The 16,866-nt window shown below is 71.4% G+C and carries 13 protein-coding genes and 2 pseudogenes; 4 read left to right on the forward strand and 11 right to left on the reverse strand.

What is annotated here, in order from left to right:
* Nucleotides 1-72 precede the first annotated feature (72 nt).
* A complete protein-coding gene (locus tag RKD20_RS43650) occupies nt 73-888 on the forward strand; it encodes a class I SAM-dependent methyltransferase (RefSeq protein ID WP_424883466.1) in 816 nt (271 codons plus the stop codon).
* Nucleotides 889-951: 63 nt separating this feature from the next.
* On the opposite strand, the gene RKD20_RS43655 is transcribed toward RKD20_RS43650, so the two are convergent.
* Nucleotides 952-1,851 carry a LysR family transcriptional regulator gene (locus tag RKD20_RS43655; protein WP_424882576.1) on the reverse strand — a complete coding sequence of 300 codons (900 nt, stop codon included), beginning with the start codon at nt 1,849-1,851 and terminating at the stop codon, nt 952-954.
* 133 nt (nt 1,852-1,984) lie between these two features.
* Here RKD20_RS43655 and RKD20_RS43660 point away from each other — a divergent pair, with 133 nt between their 5' ends.
* Together RKD20_RS43660 and RKD20_RS43665 are read left to right on the forward strand one after the other, a co-directional pair.
* Nucleotides 1,985-2,818 carry an inositol monophosphatase family protein gene (locus RKD20_RS43660; RefSeq protein ID WP_424882577.1) on the forward strand — a complete coding sequence of 278 codons (834 nt, stop codon included), beginning with the start codon at nt 1,985-1,987 and terminating at the stop codon, nt 2,816-2,818.
* A 40-nt stretch (nt 2,819-2,858) separates the two neighbouring features.
* The gene (locus RKD20_RS43665; protein WP_424882578.1) at nt 2,859-3,455 is read left to right on the forward strand and encodes an NADPH-dependent F420 reductase; all 597 of its coding nucleotides are present in this window, start codon (nt 2,859-2,861) and stop codon (nt 3,453-3,455) included.
* A 66-nt stretch (nt 3,456-3,521) separates the two neighbouring features.
* Here RKD20_RS43665 and RKD20_RS43670 read toward each other — a convergent pair.
* The 3 genes and pseudogenes from RKD20_RS43670 to RKD20_RS43680 all read right to left on the reverse strand — a co-directional run.
* Nucleotides 3,522-3,605 (reverse strand): annotated as a pseudogene (locus RKD20_RS43670) (transposase); the annotation flags it as partial.
* A 104-nt stretch (nt 3,606-3,709) separates the two neighbouring features.
* A pseudogene (locus RKD20_RS43675) lies at nt 3,710-4,129 on the reverse strand (hypothetical protein); the annotation flags it as partial.
* Nucleotides 4,130-4,157: 28 nt separating this feature from the next.
* Complete coding sequence (locus RKD20_RS43680; protein ID WP_424882579.1) at nt 4,158-5,282, reverse strand: FAD-dependent oxidoreductase; 1,125 nt, start codon at nt 5,280-5,282, stop codon at nt 4,158-4,160.
* Between the two features lie 53 nt (nt 5,283-5,335).
* Between RKD20_RS43680 and RKD20_RS43685 the strand changes: the two genes are divergently transcribed.
* Complete coding sequence (locus RKD20_RS43685; protein WP_424882580.1) at nt 5,336-6,028, forward strand: TetR/AcrR family transcriptional regulator; 693 nt, start codon at nt 5,336-5,338, stop codon at nt 6,026-6,028.
* A gap of 21 nt (nt 6,029-6,049) precedes the next feature.
* Here the strand turns inward: RKD20_RS43685 and RKD20_RS43690 are convergent, their stop codons facing one another.
* The 7 genes from RKD20_RS43690 to RKD20_RS43720 form a co-directional block, all read right to left on the reverse strand.
* Complete coding sequence (locus tag RKD20_RS43690; protein ID WP_424882581.1) at nt 6,050-8,872, reverse strand: ATP-binding protein; 2,823 nt, start codon at nt 8,870-8,872, stop codon at nt 6,050-6,052.
* Between the two features lie 81 nt (nt 8,873-8,953).
* Complete coding sequence (locus RKD20_RS43695; RefSeq protein ID WP_424882582.1) at nt 8,954-11,677, reverse strand: ATP-binding protein; 2,724 nt, start codon at nt 11,675-11,677, stop codon at nt 8,954-8,956.
* Between the two features lie 1,023 nt (nt 11,678-12,700).
* On the reverse strand, nt 12,701-13,534 hold the full coding sequence (locus tag RKD20_RS43700) for an alpha/beta fold hydrolase (protein ID WP_424882583.1): 834 nt from the start codon (nt 13,532-13,534) through the stop codon (nt 12,701-12,703).
* 32 nt (nt 13,535-13,566) lie between these two features.
* On the reverse strand, nt 13,567-14,442 hold the full coding sequence (locus tag RKD20_RS43705) for an alpha/beta fold hydrolase (protein WP_424882584.1): 876 nt from the start codon (nt 14,440-14,442) through the stop codon (nt 13,567-13,569).
* Between the two features lie 43 nt (nt 14,443-14,485).
* Nucleotides 14,486-14,965 (reverse strand): cupin domain-containing protein, encoded by a 480-nt coding sequence (locus RKD20_RS43710; protein WP_424882585.1) that lies wholly within the window; start codon nt 14,963-14,965, stop codon nt 14,486-14,488.
* A gap of 14 nt (nt 14,966-14,979) precedes the next feature.
* Complete coding sequence (locus RKD20_RS43715) at nt 14,980-15,969, reverse strand: alpha/beta fold hydrolase (RefSeq protein WP_424882586.1); 990 nt, start codon at nt 15,967-15,969, stop codon at nt 14,980-14,982.
* Between the two features lie 66 nt (nt 15,970-16,035).
* Nucleotides 16,036-16,866, reverse strand: coding sequence for an SDR family NAD(P)-dependent oxidoreductase (locus tag RKD20_RS43720; protein WP_424882587.1), 831 nt, complete (start codon nt 16,864-16,866; stop codon nt 16,036-16,038).

Raw genomic sequence — 16,866 nt, forward strand, 5'->3', positions numbered from 1 at the left:
TCAGGCCACCTGGAACCGACCATCTAGGCTGGCGTGGTGACTGATGAGCAGGAGCGGGTGCAGCCGTCGGGAGTGTGGGCCACGTCGGTGGGGGTGGCCAGGGTCCGGGCGCTGGAGACCGAGCGGGAGAACGCGCTGTTCCGCGACCCACTGGCACGGGCCTTCGCCGCCGCCGGCGGCCTGTGGCCCTCCTCGCCGCCGCTGCCCGACGACGAGGGCGCGCGACGCCGCCGGCTCGCCGTGTCGTTCTCCATCGTCATCAGGACGAAGTTCCTCGACGACCTGTTGCGGGACGCCTGCGCGTCCGGGGTCCGGCAGGTCGTGCTGCTCGGCGCCGGCATGGACAGCCGGGCCTTCCGGATGGACTGGCCCGAGGGCACCCGGCTCTTCGAGGTGGACACCGCCGCCCCACTGGACTTCAAGGCCGCGGTACTGCGCCAGGAACGGGCCGTCGCGCGCTGCGAACGGATCACCGTCGCGGTCGATCTGCGTGAGGACTGGCCAAGCGCGCTGGCCGCCGCAGGGCACGACCCGGCCGAGCCGACCGCGTGGATCGCCGAAGGACTGCTGATCTATCTGCCCGAGGATGCGGTGGAGCTACTGCTGACCCACATCAGTACGCAGTCGGCGGCAGGCAGTCGGATGGGTCTGACGTTGGGCTCGCGCGGCGTCATTGAGCGCTTCGGCGCCGACGCGGTGCCGGGATCGGCGGCGTCCATGTGGATTTCGGAGATGCCCGACGATCCGGTCGCCTGGCTGGCGGGACACGGCTGGGAGGCCCACAGCCGCACCCTGCGCGAGTGCGCTGCCGCCTACGGCCGCCCGATCAGCACCCCGCCGCAGCGTGAGGAGCGGCCCGGCGGACTGATCTCGGCGGTACGCCGGTAGGGCGCCTTGCGGCCCCCCGCATGATCGATGCCGAAGATGACTGATCCCCAGGGGAGGTGTGGGTCACGGCGGGGCCGCCAACGCGGTCCGTGCCAGATCGCGTAGCCAGACATGTGCGGGGTCGGTGTCATAGCGCTGATGCCATGACAGGTACACCGCGGCCGGCGGCAGTTCGAACGGCAGGGGGAGAAGGGCCAGACCGAGAGCCGTGGCCGCTGAACGCGTCGTCGCCTCGGGGGCTGTGACGAGGAGGTCGGAGCCGCGCACGAACTCGAACGCGGCCCCGTCGGTGGGCGCGGCCGCCACCACCCGTCGGGTGAGGCCGAGCCGCGCGAGAGCGTCGTCGAGGGCGTTGCTGAGCTTTCCGCGCCGCGAGACCGAGATGTGTTCGGCCGCGGCGTATCGCGCGGCGGTGACGGCCTCGACCCGGGTGAGCGGGTGCCCGCGTCGCACGACGATGACGTGCGGGGTCTCAGCCACCCGATCGGCGCGAAGGTCGGGTGCGGTCGGGCGGTTCGCGTTCGCCTCCAGGTCGATCTCGCCGCGACGCAGTTCGGGGGTGTCGATGCTCGACTCCGCGATGAAGCGCAAGCGCACGCCCGGCGCCTGCTCGCGTACGGCCGCGAGAAGCGTGGGGCCGCCGAGGGCGACGAGTGAGTCGTGCCAGCGGAGTGTGAAGGTGCGCTCGAGCGTCGTGAGGTCGAGTTCGCGGCTCGGTGCCAGGACGCCCTGGACCTGCTGCAGCAGCTCGTGAACCTGTTCCCGGACGGCGATCGCGTACGGCGTCGGGGTCATCGTGCGCCCGGTACGCACCAGGATCTGATCCCCCGTCGTGCGCCGGATCCGGCCGAGGCTTCGACTCATCGCGGGGGCGGTGACGTGCAGCCGCGCAGCAGCCCCGGCCACGCTGCCTTCCTCCAGGAGCGCATCGAGCGCGGCGAGCAGGTTCAAGTCCAATTGCATGAGAGTCATCCTAGCCGTGCTTTACATGCACTTGCAGTTAATGATGGGCGCTTCTACCTTCGAGATGTGGGCGCGGAAGAACACGGTTCTCGCCCGAACTGCCTCATCACCCCTCTCAGTTGGGAGCACCGCCATGCCCGAGTCGATTCAGACCACCGGCATCGCCGCCACCGCCGACTCCACGTCCGACGCCGACCTGCTCGCGCAGACCGCGACAGCCGTGCGCGATGCGGGTGCGGTGCTGCGGGAGCGGTTCGGCGACGTGGTCCGCTACGAGACCCGCGAAGAGCTGATGCGTGCGCTCGCCGCCAACGACGACGCGGCCCTCGACATCCTGCGCCCGCGCCTCGCCCTCCTGCGTCCGGACGCCCGTCTGGTGGAGGACGAACTCGCGGGCGGGGCCCTGCCTCCCGGTGAATGGTGGGTCCTGGATCCGGCCGAAGGCAACGTCAACCACCTGCACGCCCTGCCGGATTGGGCGGTGACCGCCACTCTCGTGCGCGACAACCAGCCGGTGCTCACCGCGGTGCACGTGCCGTTGACGGGTGAGACCTACACCGCACTCGCCGGTGCCGGCGCCCACCTCGACGGCCGCCCGCTGCACGTGTCCCCGACCACGGACCTCGGCCTGAGCCTCGTGGCGACGAGCCAGGCCCGGCCGGACGAGGACGAGACGGTCGTGCGGCGCATCGGCTCCTCCATCACCGCGATGCTCTTCGACGCCCTCGTGGTACGCACATCCGTGCCCGCCACCCTGCACCTGCTGAACGTGGCGGCCGGCCGGATCGACGCCTTCTGGCAGTTCGCCGGGGCCCGCGCGGACCTGCTTCCCGGGGCGCTGCTCGTCGCCGAGGCCGGCGGGTGGATATCCGACGCCGAGGGCCGCCCCTGGACCCCGGAGAGCGAGAGCTTCCTGGCCGCCGCGCCCGGCGTGCACACCGACGCCGTCACCACGCTCTCCCGCTGACTCCCACCAGTTTCACGAACACCGGAAGGACCACATCAGCATGACCGTGATCGCAGTTCTCGGAAACGGCCGCGTCGGCGGCAGCCTCGCCCTGGCCCTCACCCGGGCCGGACACGAGGTGACCGTGGCGGACCGCTCACCGGGTTCTGCCGCCGACGCCGCCCGGACAGCGCGGATCGTCATCAACGCCACCCCGGGCGCCGGCTCACTGGAACGGCTCAGCGCGCTGCGCGAGGAACTGCGGGACAAGATTCTCGTGGACGTCTCCAATGCCACCGTCGACGGACCGGACGGACTGCCCGCCGAGCTGCTCTACCCCGGCTCGAGCCTCGCGGAGCAACTTCAAGAAGCTCTCCCCGATACCCGGGTCGTCAAGACGCTCAACACGATGCTCTACACGGTGATGACCGCGCCCACCGCCCTCACTCAGACACCGACCGTCTTCCTCTCCGGCGAGGACGCGGAGGCCAAGCAGGTCGTACGCGGGCTTCTCGGCGACCTCAGCTGGCAGCAGGAGTGGATCACGGACCTCGGCGGGATCGAGACCGCGCGGGCCGCCGAGGCCGCGATCCTGTTCGTACCCCACGTGATCCGGTCCAGCGGCTTCGCACCCTTCGCCGTCTCGATCACCCGCTGAAAGCCCGGCACAACTCCGCCATGGCCGTGCGACCACACGCCTTCGACGGGGTTGAGCTCGGGAGTGCCGCTGGTGCGCGGCCTCCAGCAGGCGGACGTAGCCGGCCTCGGTGAAACCCTTGCGACGGCCTTTCGCGGGACCACGGTCGAGCCTCGGGTGCGGCCCTTGGCCGCCCTCAGACCTTGGCCGGCTTCGTCCCCGAACCACAGCCGGGCGCCCTGCCGCGTGACGACCTCGCCGCGGTCGGAGATGACGTAGAGGCTGTTGTGCGGACGGTTCGGGTCGGTGAGACGGTGCACCGACGCGATCACCGTCCACAACCGCAACCTGCCGGCCAACTCGGCGATCGCAGCCAACTCCGCTTGCAGGACCGGCCATTGGCACCGGCTCCAGTCCGCCGGGCCGACCGCGCACGGGCCGTCGACGGACATGACGTGCTTGCTGGGAAAGCAGATCGCGCCTTCCGGAAAGTGCGCGATCCGCGCCCCCCGAGCACTGGCCTCGCGCATCACAGCACGGACCTCACGTCCGCTCGCGCGCAGCGCTTCAACGTCTCGGGGGTCTTCGCGTACCGGGGTCTGCGCTACGGCGAGCCGTGCGCGCCTTCCACGCCTTGAACGACAGCTCCCCAGCAACCCCGCTCCAGGCGATCGGCTCGCAGAGGCCGTCAACATCCCCGTCCGCGTTCCCCGCGCTTGGCCGTCAGGATGGCTGGACCTGGTCGAACTGGGCGATGGCTTCGGCGGGGTCGGGGCTGACGAGGCGTTCCAGTCCGGCTGTCGTGATCTTCGCCCACCGGCCGGCCCGTGCCCACATCCGCTCCTCGAAGGCGCGGACGACCTCGTCCGGATCTCCGGGAGCGGTGGCGATGGACTCGGCGAGTTCGGCGCCTTCCAGCATCGCGAGGTTCGCGCCCGCCCCCAGTGGGGGCATCAGATGGGCGGCGTCGCCCAGGAGCGTCACCCCGGGGACGTGGGTCCAGGTGTGGGACACGGGAAGGGCGAAGAGGGGGCGGTGGATGAAGGCGGTGCCGCGGCGGAGGAGGTCGAGGAGCGGAGGGGCCCAGCCGTCGAACAGGGCCAGCAGGTTCGCTCGCACGGCCTCGACGTCGGCCAGGTCCAGGTGCGCATGCCAGTCGAGCGGCGCGCGGAACTTGGCGTACACCTTGACGTGGCCGCCGCTGTTGCGCTGGGCGACGAGGGAGCGGTTCGCGCCGTACACGGACACGGAGCCGTCGCCGATCAACCGGGCGAGGTCCGGGTGGCGGGTGTCGACGTCGTCGAGGGAGGTCTCGACCGAGGTGACGCCCGTGTAGTGCGGCGCCACCGGCGAGACCGCCGGGCGGGTCCGTGACCAGGCGCCGTCCGCGCCGACCACCAGGTCGAACGTCTCCTGTCGCCCGTCCGCGAAGTGGACCTGTGCGCCGTCCTGTTGCCCCGGCACCACCCGTGTCACGCTCCGGCCCCACTGGACGTCGAGAGGGGCCAGCAGCAGGTCACGGAGTTGCCTGCGGTCGATCTCGGGATTGGCCCGGTCATCCGGACGCGGTCGCCAGTCGCGCAGGACGGTCCCGTCCGTGTCCAGGATGCGCATGGCCTGGCCCTCGGGACGAGACAGCGCCTCGAACTCCGCCAGCAGTCCCGCCTTGTCCAGCGCGCGCTGGCCGAGTCCTTCGTGCAGGTCCAGCGTGCCGCCCGGGGGGCGGGCGTCGGGGCCGGGGTCGCGTTCGAGGACGGTGACGGTGACGGGGTGATCGTGGCGGTGCAGGACGCGGGCGAGGGTGAGGCCGCCGGGGCCGCTCCCGACCACTGCGATGCGATGTCTCATGTCGATACACTGTATTGTTCCGTGACGATGTATCGCAACAGTACGGTGTGACCATGACTGTGTGGGACAGGCCGGAGCCACCGACTCGCCCCGTGCCCCTCGACCGGGCGCGGATCGTCGCCGCCGCCATCGCACTGGCCGACGAGGGCGGGCTGGAGGCGGTGTCGTTGCGCAAGGTCGCCGCCCGGCTGAACGCCGGCCCGATGCGGCTGTACGGCTACATCTCCACCAAGGAGGAGCTGTTCGACCTCATGGTGGACGAGGTCCAGGCCGAGATCCTCCCCGAGGAGCGGCCCGGCGACTGGCGGGAGGCACTGCGCAGCCTCGCCCTCCGCACCCGGCAGGCCGCTCTCCGGCACCAATGGCTGGCCGACCTGCTCGGCGGCCGGCCGGCCCTGGGCCCGAACGGCCTCGCCGTGACCGAGGCCAAACTGGCCGCCCTCGACGGCCTCGCCGACATCGACACCGTCATGCGCGCGGTGGAGACCGTCAGTGCCTACTGCACCGGCGCGATCAGGCGCGAGATCGCGAACCTCCGGGCCGAGCGCGCCACAGGCCTGTCCAAGCGCGACTGGCAGCGCGCCTCCGGCCCGCACGTGACGAAGATGTTGGACACGGGCCGCTTCCCGGCGCTCGCCAAGGCGGTCCACGACGGCACGGACGTGGACGCCGAGACATCCTTCGTGACCGGTCTGGACTGGGTCCTCGACGCCGTGGCCGCCGGACTCACCCGTCCGCCTGCGTGACGCCTTGCTCCGGTCCGACCGTCAGTCGTGGGCGCGCCACTCACCGGTACCGGACACGCCGACCGACTCCCCGCTGTCAATCGCCGGCATCGGTGCCCCCAGCTTGCGCCCGATCTGCTTGCGTGACGTGATGCCGAGTTTGCGGAAGACCCTGCTCAGGTGGAACTCGATGGTCGAGGTGGTGACGAACAACTGGGTGGCGATCTCCGCGTTGGTCAGCCCTGACGCCGCCCGTGTCGCCACATGATGTTCCTGCGGGGTGAGGTCGAACTGGGTGTCGACGGTTCGTTTGCGTGCCGTCTCTCCGGTGGCCAGCAGCTCCACCCGCGCCCGCTCGGCGAAAGGTGCGGCTCCCCAGGACTCGAAGGACTCGTACGCGGATCGCAGTTGGACCCTGGCGTCGGCACGACGCCTGCGGCGGCGGAGCCACTCGCCGAACAGAAGGCGGGACCATGCCAGCTCCACGGCCACCGGGACCTTCTCGAGCTGCGAGATGGATTCCTGGTACAGCTGCTCGGCTGTGTCGTCGTCGGTCATGAGGGCCCGGCAGCGGGCGAGAAGCCCCAGCGCCCACGGGGTTCCGGCCAGCGGTGCGCGCTCCTCCATGCGCTCCATGGCCATGGCGGCGGCCGTCCGGTCGCCGGCCCGCAGCCCGGCCTCGACCATTCCGGCGAGATTGATGTCGCCCAGGATCAGCGGGTGGTCGGTGAACACCGCGAGCAGGGCGTCCAGCGCCTCCCGATACCGCCCGCGACCGATCTCGAAGATGCTCAGGGCCAGGCCGATCCACCGGTACGTCATTCCGATCCCCAGGTGCTCGGAATAGGCGCGCATCGTCGCGACCGCGGCCCGCAACTCGACTTCCCGACCGGTCCAGGCGTACAGCAGGGCCTTGTGGAAGTCTCCTGACTCGCTGAATCCGGTCGCGGTCATGTAGTCGTACGCCTCGATGTAACAGCTCTCGGCGGCGGCGAACCGGCCGTCCCAGATCTCCACAGTGGAGAGGGCGAGCAACGCCATGCTGAGCCCGTGAAGAGCTCCGCGACGGCGGTCCACCGTCACCAGCTTCTCCAGGATCTCCCGCTTGGCTTCAATGTCCCACAACTCGTCGCCCGCGGCGCTGATCATGACGCTGAACGCATGGTGATCCTGGAGCTCGTCGGCGGTGCGCAACCGGGCCAGGGCAGCGGCCAGGGCCGGGGCTCCGGCGGCGTAGCCGTAGGCGACCGAGCGCGCCAGTGCCGCCATCAGCGGATCGGGGCTCCAGGCCGGCAACGCCGGCTCGCGCCAGGCGTCCGCGGTGGCCTTGGCGACCTCGCGGGTAGTCGTCCCCGTGATCATCCGGCCGCCGACAATCGCGGCGTACGTCGCCTCGCGCAGCAGGTCCCAGCTCGCCACGGGATCGGTGGAGCCCAGACCGGCCACCGCGTCCAGCAGCATGGCGGGCACCTCGCGGGGGCGGGCGTAGAACATCTCGACGGATGCCCGCAGAGATGTCGCGCGGGCCCGGGCGACCGGCCCGGTCAGGTCGGGAGTGGCGAGTTCGAGCAGGGGTTGGACGGCCGGCAGATTCCCGGACGTGAGGTGTGCCGCCGCCGCGTCGAGATACCGCTCGGCCCGTTTGCCCGCACGCGTGGTCATCTCCGCCGCCCGGGTGAGGACCAGGGCCTGTTCGGAGTATCCGCCACGTGTCTGGGCCCGTTCGGAGGCGGCTTCGAGCTCCGCGGCCACGCTGTCGTCCGGGCCGTGGGTCGCCTCGGCCAGATGCCAGGCCCGGCGCTCGGGGGCGCTTGTTGCGGCGAGCGCCGCCTGGACCCGGCGTCGCTCCTCGGGGGACGCGGCCGAGTGGACGGCCGACCGGATCAGCGGGTGGCGGAATTCGGTGATGATCCCGCGGTTCAGTATCCCGGCGGCGACCGCGGGGGTGGCCGACCGGACGGACAGCCCCAGGGCGCCGGCGGCCCGCCACAGCGTCGCCTGGTCGTCCGTCGGCGTCATGGCCATGAGCAGCAGCAGGGTCTGGGTGCCGGCGGGCAGCCGTGCCGCCGACTGCCGGAAGTGTTCTTCCAACTGCCGGTTCAACGGCAGAGGTTCGGGCAGTGGCGCGACCCCGGCCAGCTGTTCCGAACCCAGGTTCACCGCGAGTTCCAGGAGTGCGAGCGGGTTGCCCGCGGTGCCGGTGACAAGTCGCTCGGCGACCGTCCGGTCCAGGTGTCCGGTGACGCCGTCGGTCAGCAGGGCCCGGGCCTCCGCATGCGCGAGCCCCTCAAGCCGGAGTGCGGGCAGGGCGCCGAAGACGTCGTGGTCGCCGGTACCGTCACGCCCGGCGAACAGCAGCCCGAGGCAGTCCGCGTACAGGCGGCGCCCCACGAATGCCAAGGTCTCGGCCGACTCTCGGTCCAGCCACTGCACGTCGTCGACCAGGCACAGCATCGGCGCCGCCGTGGCGGCGTCCGAGAGCAGGCTCAGCGCGGCCAGTCCGACCAGATGGCGGTCGGACGGCGAGGCATCGGTCAGCCCGAACGCGGCGTTCAGGGCCTCACGCTGGCGCTGCGGCAGGGCGGACAGCCGGCCGAGGTAGGGCCGCAGGAGCCGGTGCAGGGCGCCGTAGCCCAGTCGTGTCTCGGCCTCGACGCCGACCAGCCTGACCACTGCCAGGTCCTGGGCGGACTGGGCGGCGTACTCCAGAAGCCGGGATTTGCCGACTCCCGCGTCGCCCGTCAGCACCAGGACCGCGCTGAAGCCGTCACGGACCGATGCGAGCAGCCTTCCGATCGCCTCACGCTCCGCGTACCGGCCGATCATCGGTGGCCGCGCCGCTCGGTGAAACCCGGACCACACCATGAGAGCCCCCTTCGCGATGCTCCGCCCGGTTCCGACGCTAGGCGCGGCGCCACCGGCTCAGCGAGCGTCACATGACGGTGCTCAGCGCAGGTCGCTGACCACCGTCCGCAGCTCGGCACGGGAGACGACACCGAGTTTGGGGAAGATCCGGTGCAGGTGGGAGCTGACGGTCCGGTGCGACAGGTAGAGCCGCTGGCCGATCTCCCGGTTGGTCAGCCCTTCGGCGGCCAGCTGCACTATCTGCAGTTCGTGCGGAGTCAGCTGGTCGCGAGCGTCCGGATCACGGCGGCGACTGGTCTCGCCGGCCGCGCGCAGTTCACGGCGGGCCTTCTCGCCCCACGGGATCGCGCCGAGCGCGTCGAGCATGTCTCGTGCGACACGAAGGTGGTCCCGTGACTCCACGGACCGGCGCCGACGTCGTAGCCACTCCCCGAAGGCCAGGTGGGTCCGGGCCCTGATCAGGGGCCAAGCGGCCAGGTCGGCCCGCAATGCCGCGTCGAACAACTCCTCGCCCGCGGCATCGTCGTCGAGCAGGAGCGCGCGAGCCAGGCGCAGTTCGGCGTGCAGCACCGGTGCCGGGGTCACGGCGGCGATGTCCTCGAGCTCCGCCACGATCGGTACGACGCTTTCCGCCCGCCCGCAGTGGATCGCCGCGTCGACGAGGTCACCGACCGCCGTCAGGCGCAGCGCGACCTGGAACGCGGGGTCGGCGGGATCGTGCACCCGCCGGAAGTGGCCCAGCGCCTCCTCGAACCGTCCTGCGGCCAGGGCTGCTGTCCCGCGGGCGATCAGCGCGATCGCCAGTACGGGACGCGCTCCCGCGGGCAGGCCGATCTCCTCGGCCTCCTCGGCGAGCCGCAGAGCGTCGTCGAGCTCCCCGCGCAGCGCCGCGAGCTTCGCGCCGATGGCGGTCATCAGGGCGTACATCATCGTCTGGGCCGTCTCGCGGGCCAGACGGCGCGACTCCTCCGTGGCCGATATGGCCGCGCCGAGATCGCCGACGACGATGTCGGACCAGGCCTGTGCGCCGGCGGTGCGCGCCAGCAGGCCCAGTCGGCCCTGAGCCCGCAGGCCGATGCTTCCGGACGCGGCGAAGGCGCGCGCGGCGTCGAATCCGCCGGCCAGCAGCGCGGCGGTGCTCAGCATCCGGTAGGCGCGGCCGTCGTCGCCGTCGTTCGGCGTCATGCCCCGGATCCCGTTCAGGACGAACGCGCCCCGCTCGACCGGCGCCGCGTAGGCACAGATGGCCAGGCGCCAGGGGTCGAGGTCGGCCGGCACCATGTGCTCGACCGCGTCCAGAACCCGGCGTCGTGCCTCCGGGCCGGGCTCGGACCAGAAGCACAACTGCGCGGCACTCCACAGGATCCGCAGGGCCAGGGCGCGGTCGTCGGCGGCGACGCTCTCGGCGAGCGTCGTCAGCGATTCCACGGAGCCGGGATGGCCGCCCAGCCCTTCGTCGAAGCGGCCGCGCAGCCAGACGACAGTGGCATGCTGCCTCGGTGACAAGGTCGTGGTCTGGGCGTGGTCGAGCAGGCGGTGCACGGACTCCGGTCGCCCGAGCTCGACGGCATAGTCGGCGGCGCGCAGCAGGCGTTCGGTACGGCCGGCGGGATCGCCGCTGAGGGCCGCCGCGTGTTCGAGGGCCGTGACCGCCTCCGCGACGGCTCCACAGCGGGCGGCACGCAGCGCGGCGTCCTCCAGCGCCTGGGCGAGCGTCTCGTCCGCGGTCGAGGTCGCCGCGGCCCGATGCCGCGCCTGACGGTCGGGGTGGGTGTCGAGCACCGCAGCGAGGGCGCCGTGCGCGGCCTGCCGCTCGGCCGCGGGCATCGTCTGCTGGATCGCCGAGCGCATCAGCGGATGCCCGAAGCGCAGTTCGATCCCGGCGACCGAGACCAGCCGAGCACGCAGCGCCGGTTCGAGTTGGGCGATCCCCACGGCCTCACCGGCCAGGAGCCGCGCGGCAGCGAAGATCTCGGTGAGCGACGAACCGTCGTCGAGGGCCGCCACCCGCAGGACGGCCCGCGTGGATGCCGGCAGTGTCGCCACCCGGTCGGTGAACGCGCGCTCCAGACGTTCCGTGAGCGGCAGAAACGTCTCGTCCGGGTCGGCCGCCCTGCCGAGAGTGCGGGACAACTCGGTCAGGCCCAGGGGGTTCCCGGCCGCCGCCGCGAGGAGTCTGCGGCGCGCGGCAGGCCGCAGGTCGGGGGCCCGGTCGGCCAGGAGCATCGCGGCGTCGTCGTCGGACAGCGGTTCCAGCGCGACCGTTGTGAGTTCGTCGGGGTTGAGCCGCGACCGGTAGCCGTCCCGCGCGGCGCCGATGAGGACGACCGGCTCCGAGCCGACCCGGCGCGCCATGAAGGCCAGGACGCTGACCGTGGCGTCGTCGAGCCACTGCACGTCGTCAACGAGGATCAGGACCGGGGCTGTCGCGGCTACGTCGGCTATGAGGTCGAGCACGGCGAGGCCCACCATGAAGACATCGGGCACCTCGGCCTCGGCATGGCCGAGCGCGGCCGCCAGGACGATCCGGTGCGGCCCGCCGCCTCCCCCCTGCGTGGGACCGAGCGGTCGCAGCAGCTGTTGGAGACCGCCGAAGGGGAGATTGCGCTCGGCCTCGACACCCACAGCGTGGAGCACCCGGAATCCGAGGGACCCGGCCAGTGCTCCGGTCGCGGCGAGCAACGAGGTCTTTCCGATGCCCGGTGCACCGCGGACCAGGACCGCCGCTCCGCGACTGCCCACGTCGGACAGGACGCCACGCAGCAACCCGAGCTGCGTTTCCCGGCCGATGAGGTTCACGTCCATCCCTTCGACCGGAGGCTCGGGCCTGCGGGGCCCGGTCGTGCACGGCGAGCCTTCGGCGAGCCCCGTCAGTGATTCTACGGAGCCGGGATGACCGCCCGACTCTTCGTCGAAGCAGTCGCGCAGCCAGACGTGGGTGGAGTGCTGCCGAGGTGACGATGTCTTGGTCTGTGCGTGGTCGAGCAAGCGGTGCACGGACTCCGGCCGCCTGAGCTCGACGGCATGGTCGGCGTCGCCCAGGCGCCGGGAGCCACCGCAGTCCGCGGGGCCGTCGCGGGGCGGTCACAGCCCTGGCCCAACGAGGCCTTGCGATGCGGCGCACGACGACATGCGCGACTCTTCTGCAGGAAGCCGGGCGGCGGCCGCCTTTGCCCGAGGTGCACCGGTGCTGCACGTATCGGGCCGTACCGTCGTCCCGCTGCGGATCACTCTCCCCGAGGACGAGCCCTTCAGTGGGGCGATCAGCAGGCGCCCATCGTCGACTGTGATCGTGGGCAAGTCGAGCGCACGCCGAGGGAGATCTTCAGCGTGTCACCGCGACTGCGCTGTGCCAAGACGACGGCTGGGCCAGGCGGTCCTGCGCCGGCGAACTGCTGGCGGCCGGTACGGTGGGCCTCGCCGGAACGCTCCTCGCCGAGCGACTGGGCCGCGATACCCGGGCGCCCCGGCGGAAGCCCCGCCCTCCAGCTCCGTATCAAGGCATTCATCGACCGTCGCCTCGCGGACCCTGAGCTCTCTCGCGCTCCATAGCCCGCGAACACGGCATCTCGATCCGCTACCTGCACAAGCTCTTCGAGAACGAGTCCATCACCGCCGCCCGTTGGATCCAGCGCCGCCAGCCCGGACGGATGCCGGAGCGGCACATCGCCGAGCGAGTGGAGAGCGGGCCAGGAGGGTGACGGGAAGTTCGCTCCTTCCGCGTGCGGGTGCTGTTCGCATCGGACGGGGACCGGCAAGCAGGACCCGGAGGTCGGACGAGCGAGAGGGAGCCGGCTGCGGGCAGCGATGAGCAGCCGGGGCCCCGGGCTACTTGCTCAGGAAGGCCAGCAGCGCGGTGTTGACCTCCTCGGCGTGTGTCCACAGCAGACCGTGCGGGGCGGCCTCGACCTCGACGTACTCGGCCGAGGGCAGCAGCGCGTGGAAGGGCCGCCCGGTGGCGTCGATCGGGAGGATCCGGTCGGCCGTGCCGTGCAGGATCAGCGTCGGTACGTCGATCTTGGCGACGTCGGCGCGGAAGTCGGTGATCCAGGTGGGCACGCAGGCCACCGAGGCGTACGCCGAGGCGCCCGCTGCCACGTTCCAGCCGGCCCGCACCACCTCTTCGCTGATCCGGGCGCCGAGTGTCTCGTCGAGGTTGTAGAACGCCTCGTAGAAGCCGGTGAAGTAGGCGTAGCGGTCCTTCGTGACCGCGTCCAGGATGCCGTCGAAGACCGACCGGTCGACGCCGTCCGGGTTGTCGTCGGTCTTGAGGAGGAAGGGTTCGAGTGAGGCCAGGAAGGCGGCCTTGGCGACACGCTGCGAACCGTACGTCCCCAGGTAACGGCCGACTTCCCCCGTGCCCATGGAGAACCCGACGAGTACCGCGTCGGCGAGGTCCAGTTCGGTCAGCAGGGAGTCGAGATCTGCGGAGAAGGTGTCGTAGTCATAACCGGTGGTGGGCTGCGACGACCGGCCGAAGCCGCGCCGGTCGTAGGTGATGACCCGGTGGCCGGCGTCGAGCAGGGCCGGGAGTTGCTTCTCCCAGGAATGGCCGTCCAGCGGGTAGCCGTGGATCAGCACGACGGGCTGCCCGCTCCCGTGGTCCTCGTAGTACAGCTCGATGTCGGCGGAGTTCTCCTGGCCGACGGTGATGTAGGGCATGGCGGTTTCCCTTCGGTTCTCTTGATGCGGGGTCAGGAGGTGGCGTGGGCGGCGGACTCGATGATGTGCGCGGTGGCGTCGGGATGTGAGACGAGGACCGCGTGCGAGGCACCGCGGATCACCTCGGTGCGAGAACCCGCACGGAGGGCCATGGCCTGCTCGGCAGCCGGTGGGATGGCGCGGTCCGCGCCCGCCACCAGGAACCAGGAGGGAATGGTCTTCCATGCCGGCGTGCCGTTGGGTTCCGCGAACGCGGCCAGCGCCAACGGCCGTTGCCCGGCCGCCATCAGCCGGGTCTTGCCGGCCGCCACGTCGGCGGCGAAGACCTGCCTGAAATCCGCGGGGTTGACGTAGGCGTCCTGACCGCCCGGGAACGGTCGGACCGTCAGCACCGGCGGGAGTTGGCTGCCCGGGTATTTTCCGAGGATCGCCAGGGCGGACTCGCCCTGGTCGGGAGCGAACGCGGCGACGTACACCAGGGCCTTGACGTTGGGGTGGCCCACCGCGGCGTCGGTGATGACGGCACCGCCGTAGGAATGGCCGACCAGGATGACCGGCCCGGGAATGGTGTCCAGGACGCTGGACACGTAGGCCGAGTCGCCGGCCAGGCCACGGAGCGGGTTCGCGACGCCGATCACGGGGTAACCCCGGCGCTCAAGCCGCGATGTCACCGCGTCCCAGCTCGACGAGTCCGCGAACGCACCATGGACCAGGACCACGGTGGGCCTTGGTGCGCTCGGTGCGGCCGTCGTGGTCGCGGTGTGCGCGGTGGACGCTGAGTCGGCGGGCGTGGCGGCGGACAGCGCCGGGACCGCGAGCAGGGTCCCGATCGCCAGTGCCGAAAGCATCACCTTCCTGCGGGGTTGCCCGGCCCCGCGGAGCCGGTCGGATCCTCCGGTGTCTGTCATGCCTGGTCTCCTCATCTCTCCTGCTTCTTCCGGGCGTTCTGACTCACAGGGACGGTGGCGGTCCGGTGACGCGCAGGTGGAAGGCCTCGGCGGACGCGACGACGGCCGCGAGATCGAACTCCGGTGGCAGGTCCCTGGCCTCGGCCACCGGGACGCCGTTGGCCCTGAAGTACTCCTCGATGAAGGCCGGGCTGTACAGCACCGCCATCCGCGCCCCCTGGGGCGAGCGCACCAGATAGCTGTGCGGAACGCCGCGCGGCCCGTACGCGACCTGTCCGGGCACCAGGTCGTGGCGCTGGTCGCCGACGAAGAACGTCACCTCGCCGTCGAGGACGAACCACACCTCCTCCTCGTCCTCGTGGACGTGGTGCGGGGGCGCGTGGCCGGCCGGGTCGGCGAACTCCATCAGGCTGAGCCGGTTGTCGGTCGCGGCGCCGGGAAGCAGGATCCTGGCCTGGCCGCCGAGGAACCAGAAGGGTTCGCGCTCGGCCGCCGGGCCGAAGGTGGGGAAGAACCGGGTCATCTCCGCTCCTGATGTCATCGTGGGCCGCCCAGGAAGTGCAGCAGCAGGTCGGTCGTCACTTTTGGCTGCTCCTCGTAGATCCAGTGGCCGGAGTCGGGGACTACGGCGGGGGTGACGTGGGTGGCGTAGCGGCGTACCTGCTTGGCGACCGACGAACCGAGGCTGCCGTCGGCGCCGATCGCGAGGACGGGCATGGTCAGGGGTTTCTTCCGGAGCCGCGCGTTGTCGGCGATGTCCTGCGGAAACGTCCGGAACCAGGCGAAGCTCGCTTTCAGGCGTGCGTCGTCGCGCAGGTAGGAGGCGAAGACCTCCAGGTCGTCCGGGGTCAGGGCGTCCTTGCGCACGGCGATGCCCCGCATGAAGCCAGTGGCCCAGGTCAGCTCACGTCCCTGGACCAGGCTCTCCGGGAGCCCGGTCCGCAAGGAGAAGAAGCCGAAGTTCCACACCCCGGGACCCTGCGCCGTCAGCGCCGGGAACTTGTAGATGCCGGGGTCGGGGATCGGAGCCTCGCTGAGCACCAGTTTCCTGACGCTGTGCGGGTACTGCGCGGCGTACGAGTAGGCCACCATCGTGCCGATGTCGTGGCCGACGACATTCACGTCGTGCTCCTTGCCGAGCGACACCAGGAGCGCGTGCAGCTTGGCGGCCATCGTCTTCTTGTCGTAGCCGGATGCCGGGGCGTCGCTGCGGCCCGCGCCGGGCAGGTCGGGTGCGATGACGGTGTAGTGCTCGGCGAGCGCGGGCATGATGCCGTGCCACTCGTACCAGGTCTGCGGGTAGCCGTGGATCAGGACCAGGGTCGGACCGTGGCCGCCGATCACATAGTTGATGCCGATTCCGGCGACTCGGGTCTTGTGTTCGCTGAAGCCGGCGGGCATCTCCTCACCGGACGAGGGCGCCGGCTTGTCGGAGGCCGCGGCCGTGACGGTGATCGCCCCGAGGCCGACGGCCAGCGCGAAGACCGCGGCCACCAGGCGGCGGGATCCGGGCAGGCGGAATCTCACTGATCTCTCCAAAGGGTGCGCCGGGAAACGCGGCGGGAGCGGCGCCGGCCGCGTCGTGGCGGTGGGTCAGAGGGATTCGACAAGGCCGCCGTCGATGACGAAGTCGGCGCCGGTGATGTTCGCCGCCGACGGACCGGCGAGGTAGACCACGAGATCGGCGACCTCGGACGGCCGGGTGAAGCGGCCGGTCGCCGACTGGTCCGCCGCGCCGCGGGCCACCTCGCGGGGGTCGACGCCGAGGGACTCGCCGACGGTGGCGGCGACGCCGCCGGCACCCTGCCACAGCGCCGTCTCCACCGGGCCGGGGCTGACGGTGTTGACCCGCACGCCGTGTGGCCCCACCTCCTTGGACAGGGCCTTGCAGAAGTTGGTCAGCGCTGCCTTCGCCGCGCCGTAGTCGATGACCAGCGGGTCCGGCAGCCGGGCGTTGACGGAGGAGACGGTGACGACACGTCCCGCGCCGGTGGCGAGCAGGTGCGGCAGGGCGGCCCGGGTCGTACGGACGGCGGCCATGAAGTTGACCGTGAACGTCCAGTCCCAGTCCTCGTCCGTCACGCCCAGGAAGCCGTCCACCCGCGGCCGTACCGCCCCGACGTTGTTCACGAGGACGTCGAGACCGCCATGGACCGCGACGGCCTCGGCGACCAGCGCGTTCGGACCGTCGGGCGTCGCGAGGTCGAGCTCCACGACGGTGAGTTCGGCGCCCTGCTTCACGAGCTGGTCGAGGGCTTCGGTGCGTTCCCTCGACCCGGCGACGACGTGGGAGCCGGCCGCGAGGAAGGCCTCGACGACGGCCAGCCCGATGCCGCGCCCGGCGCCGGTGACGACGACGGTGCGTCCGGCCAGGTGCGCGTCGGCACCGGACGCTCCGGTGGCAGGGGAAGTGGGGGAGCTCAT

This window comes from Streptomyces sp. SLBN-8D4, assembly GCF_049739545.1.
GTDB lineage: Bacteria > Actinomycetota > Actinomycetes > Streptomycetales > Streptomycetaceae > Streptomyces > Streptomyces canus_C.

Bases quoted from the DNA above. Each gene is read 5' to 3' on its own strand.
- RKD20_RS43685 (WP_424882580.1), top strand. From the start codon at position 5,336: ATGACTGTGTGGGACAGGCCGGAGCCACCGACTCGCCCCGTGCCCCTC.
- RKD20_RS43710 (WP_424882585.1), bottom strand. From the start codon at position 14,965: ATGACCCGGTTCTTCCCCACCTTCGGCCCGGCGGCCGAGCGCGAACCC.
- RKD20_RS43695 (WP_424882582.1), bottom strand. From the start codon at position 11,677: ATGGACGTGAACCTCATCGGCCGGGAAACGCAGCTCGGGTTGCTGCGT.
- RKD20_RS43705 (WP_424882584.1), bottom strand. From the start codon at position 14,442: ATGACAGACACCGGAGGATCCGACCGGCTCCGCGGGGCCGGGCAACCC.
- RKD20_RS43690 (WP_424882581.1), bottom strand. From the start codon at position 8,872: ATGGTGTGGTCCGGGTTTCACCGAGCGGCGCGGCCACCGATGATCGGC.
- RKD20_RS43665 (WP_424882578.1), top strand. From the start codon at position 2,859: ATGACCGTGATCGCAGTTCTCGGAAACGGCCGCGTCGGCGGCAGCCTC.
- RKD20_RS43720 (WP_424882587.1), bottom strand. From the start codon at position 16,866: ATGAGCTCCCCCACTTCCCCTGCCACCGGAGCGTCCGGTGCCGACGCG.
- RKD20_RS43700 (WP_424882583.1), bottom strand. From the start codon at position 13,534: ATGCCCTACATCACCGTCGGCCAGGAGAACTCCGCCGACATCGAGCTG.
- RKD20_RS43660 (WP_424882577.1), top strand. From the start codon at position 1,985: ATGCCCGAGTCGATTCAGACCACCGGCATCGCCGCCACCGCCGACTCC.
- RKD20_RS43655 (WP_424882576.1), bottom strand. From the start codon at position 1,851: ATGCAATTGGACTTGAACCTGCTCGCCGCGCTCGATGCGCTCCTGGAG.
- RKD20_RS43680 (WP_424882579.1), bottom strand. From the start codon at position 5,282: ATGAGACATCGCATCGCAGTGGTCGGGAGCGGCCCCGGCGGCCTCACC.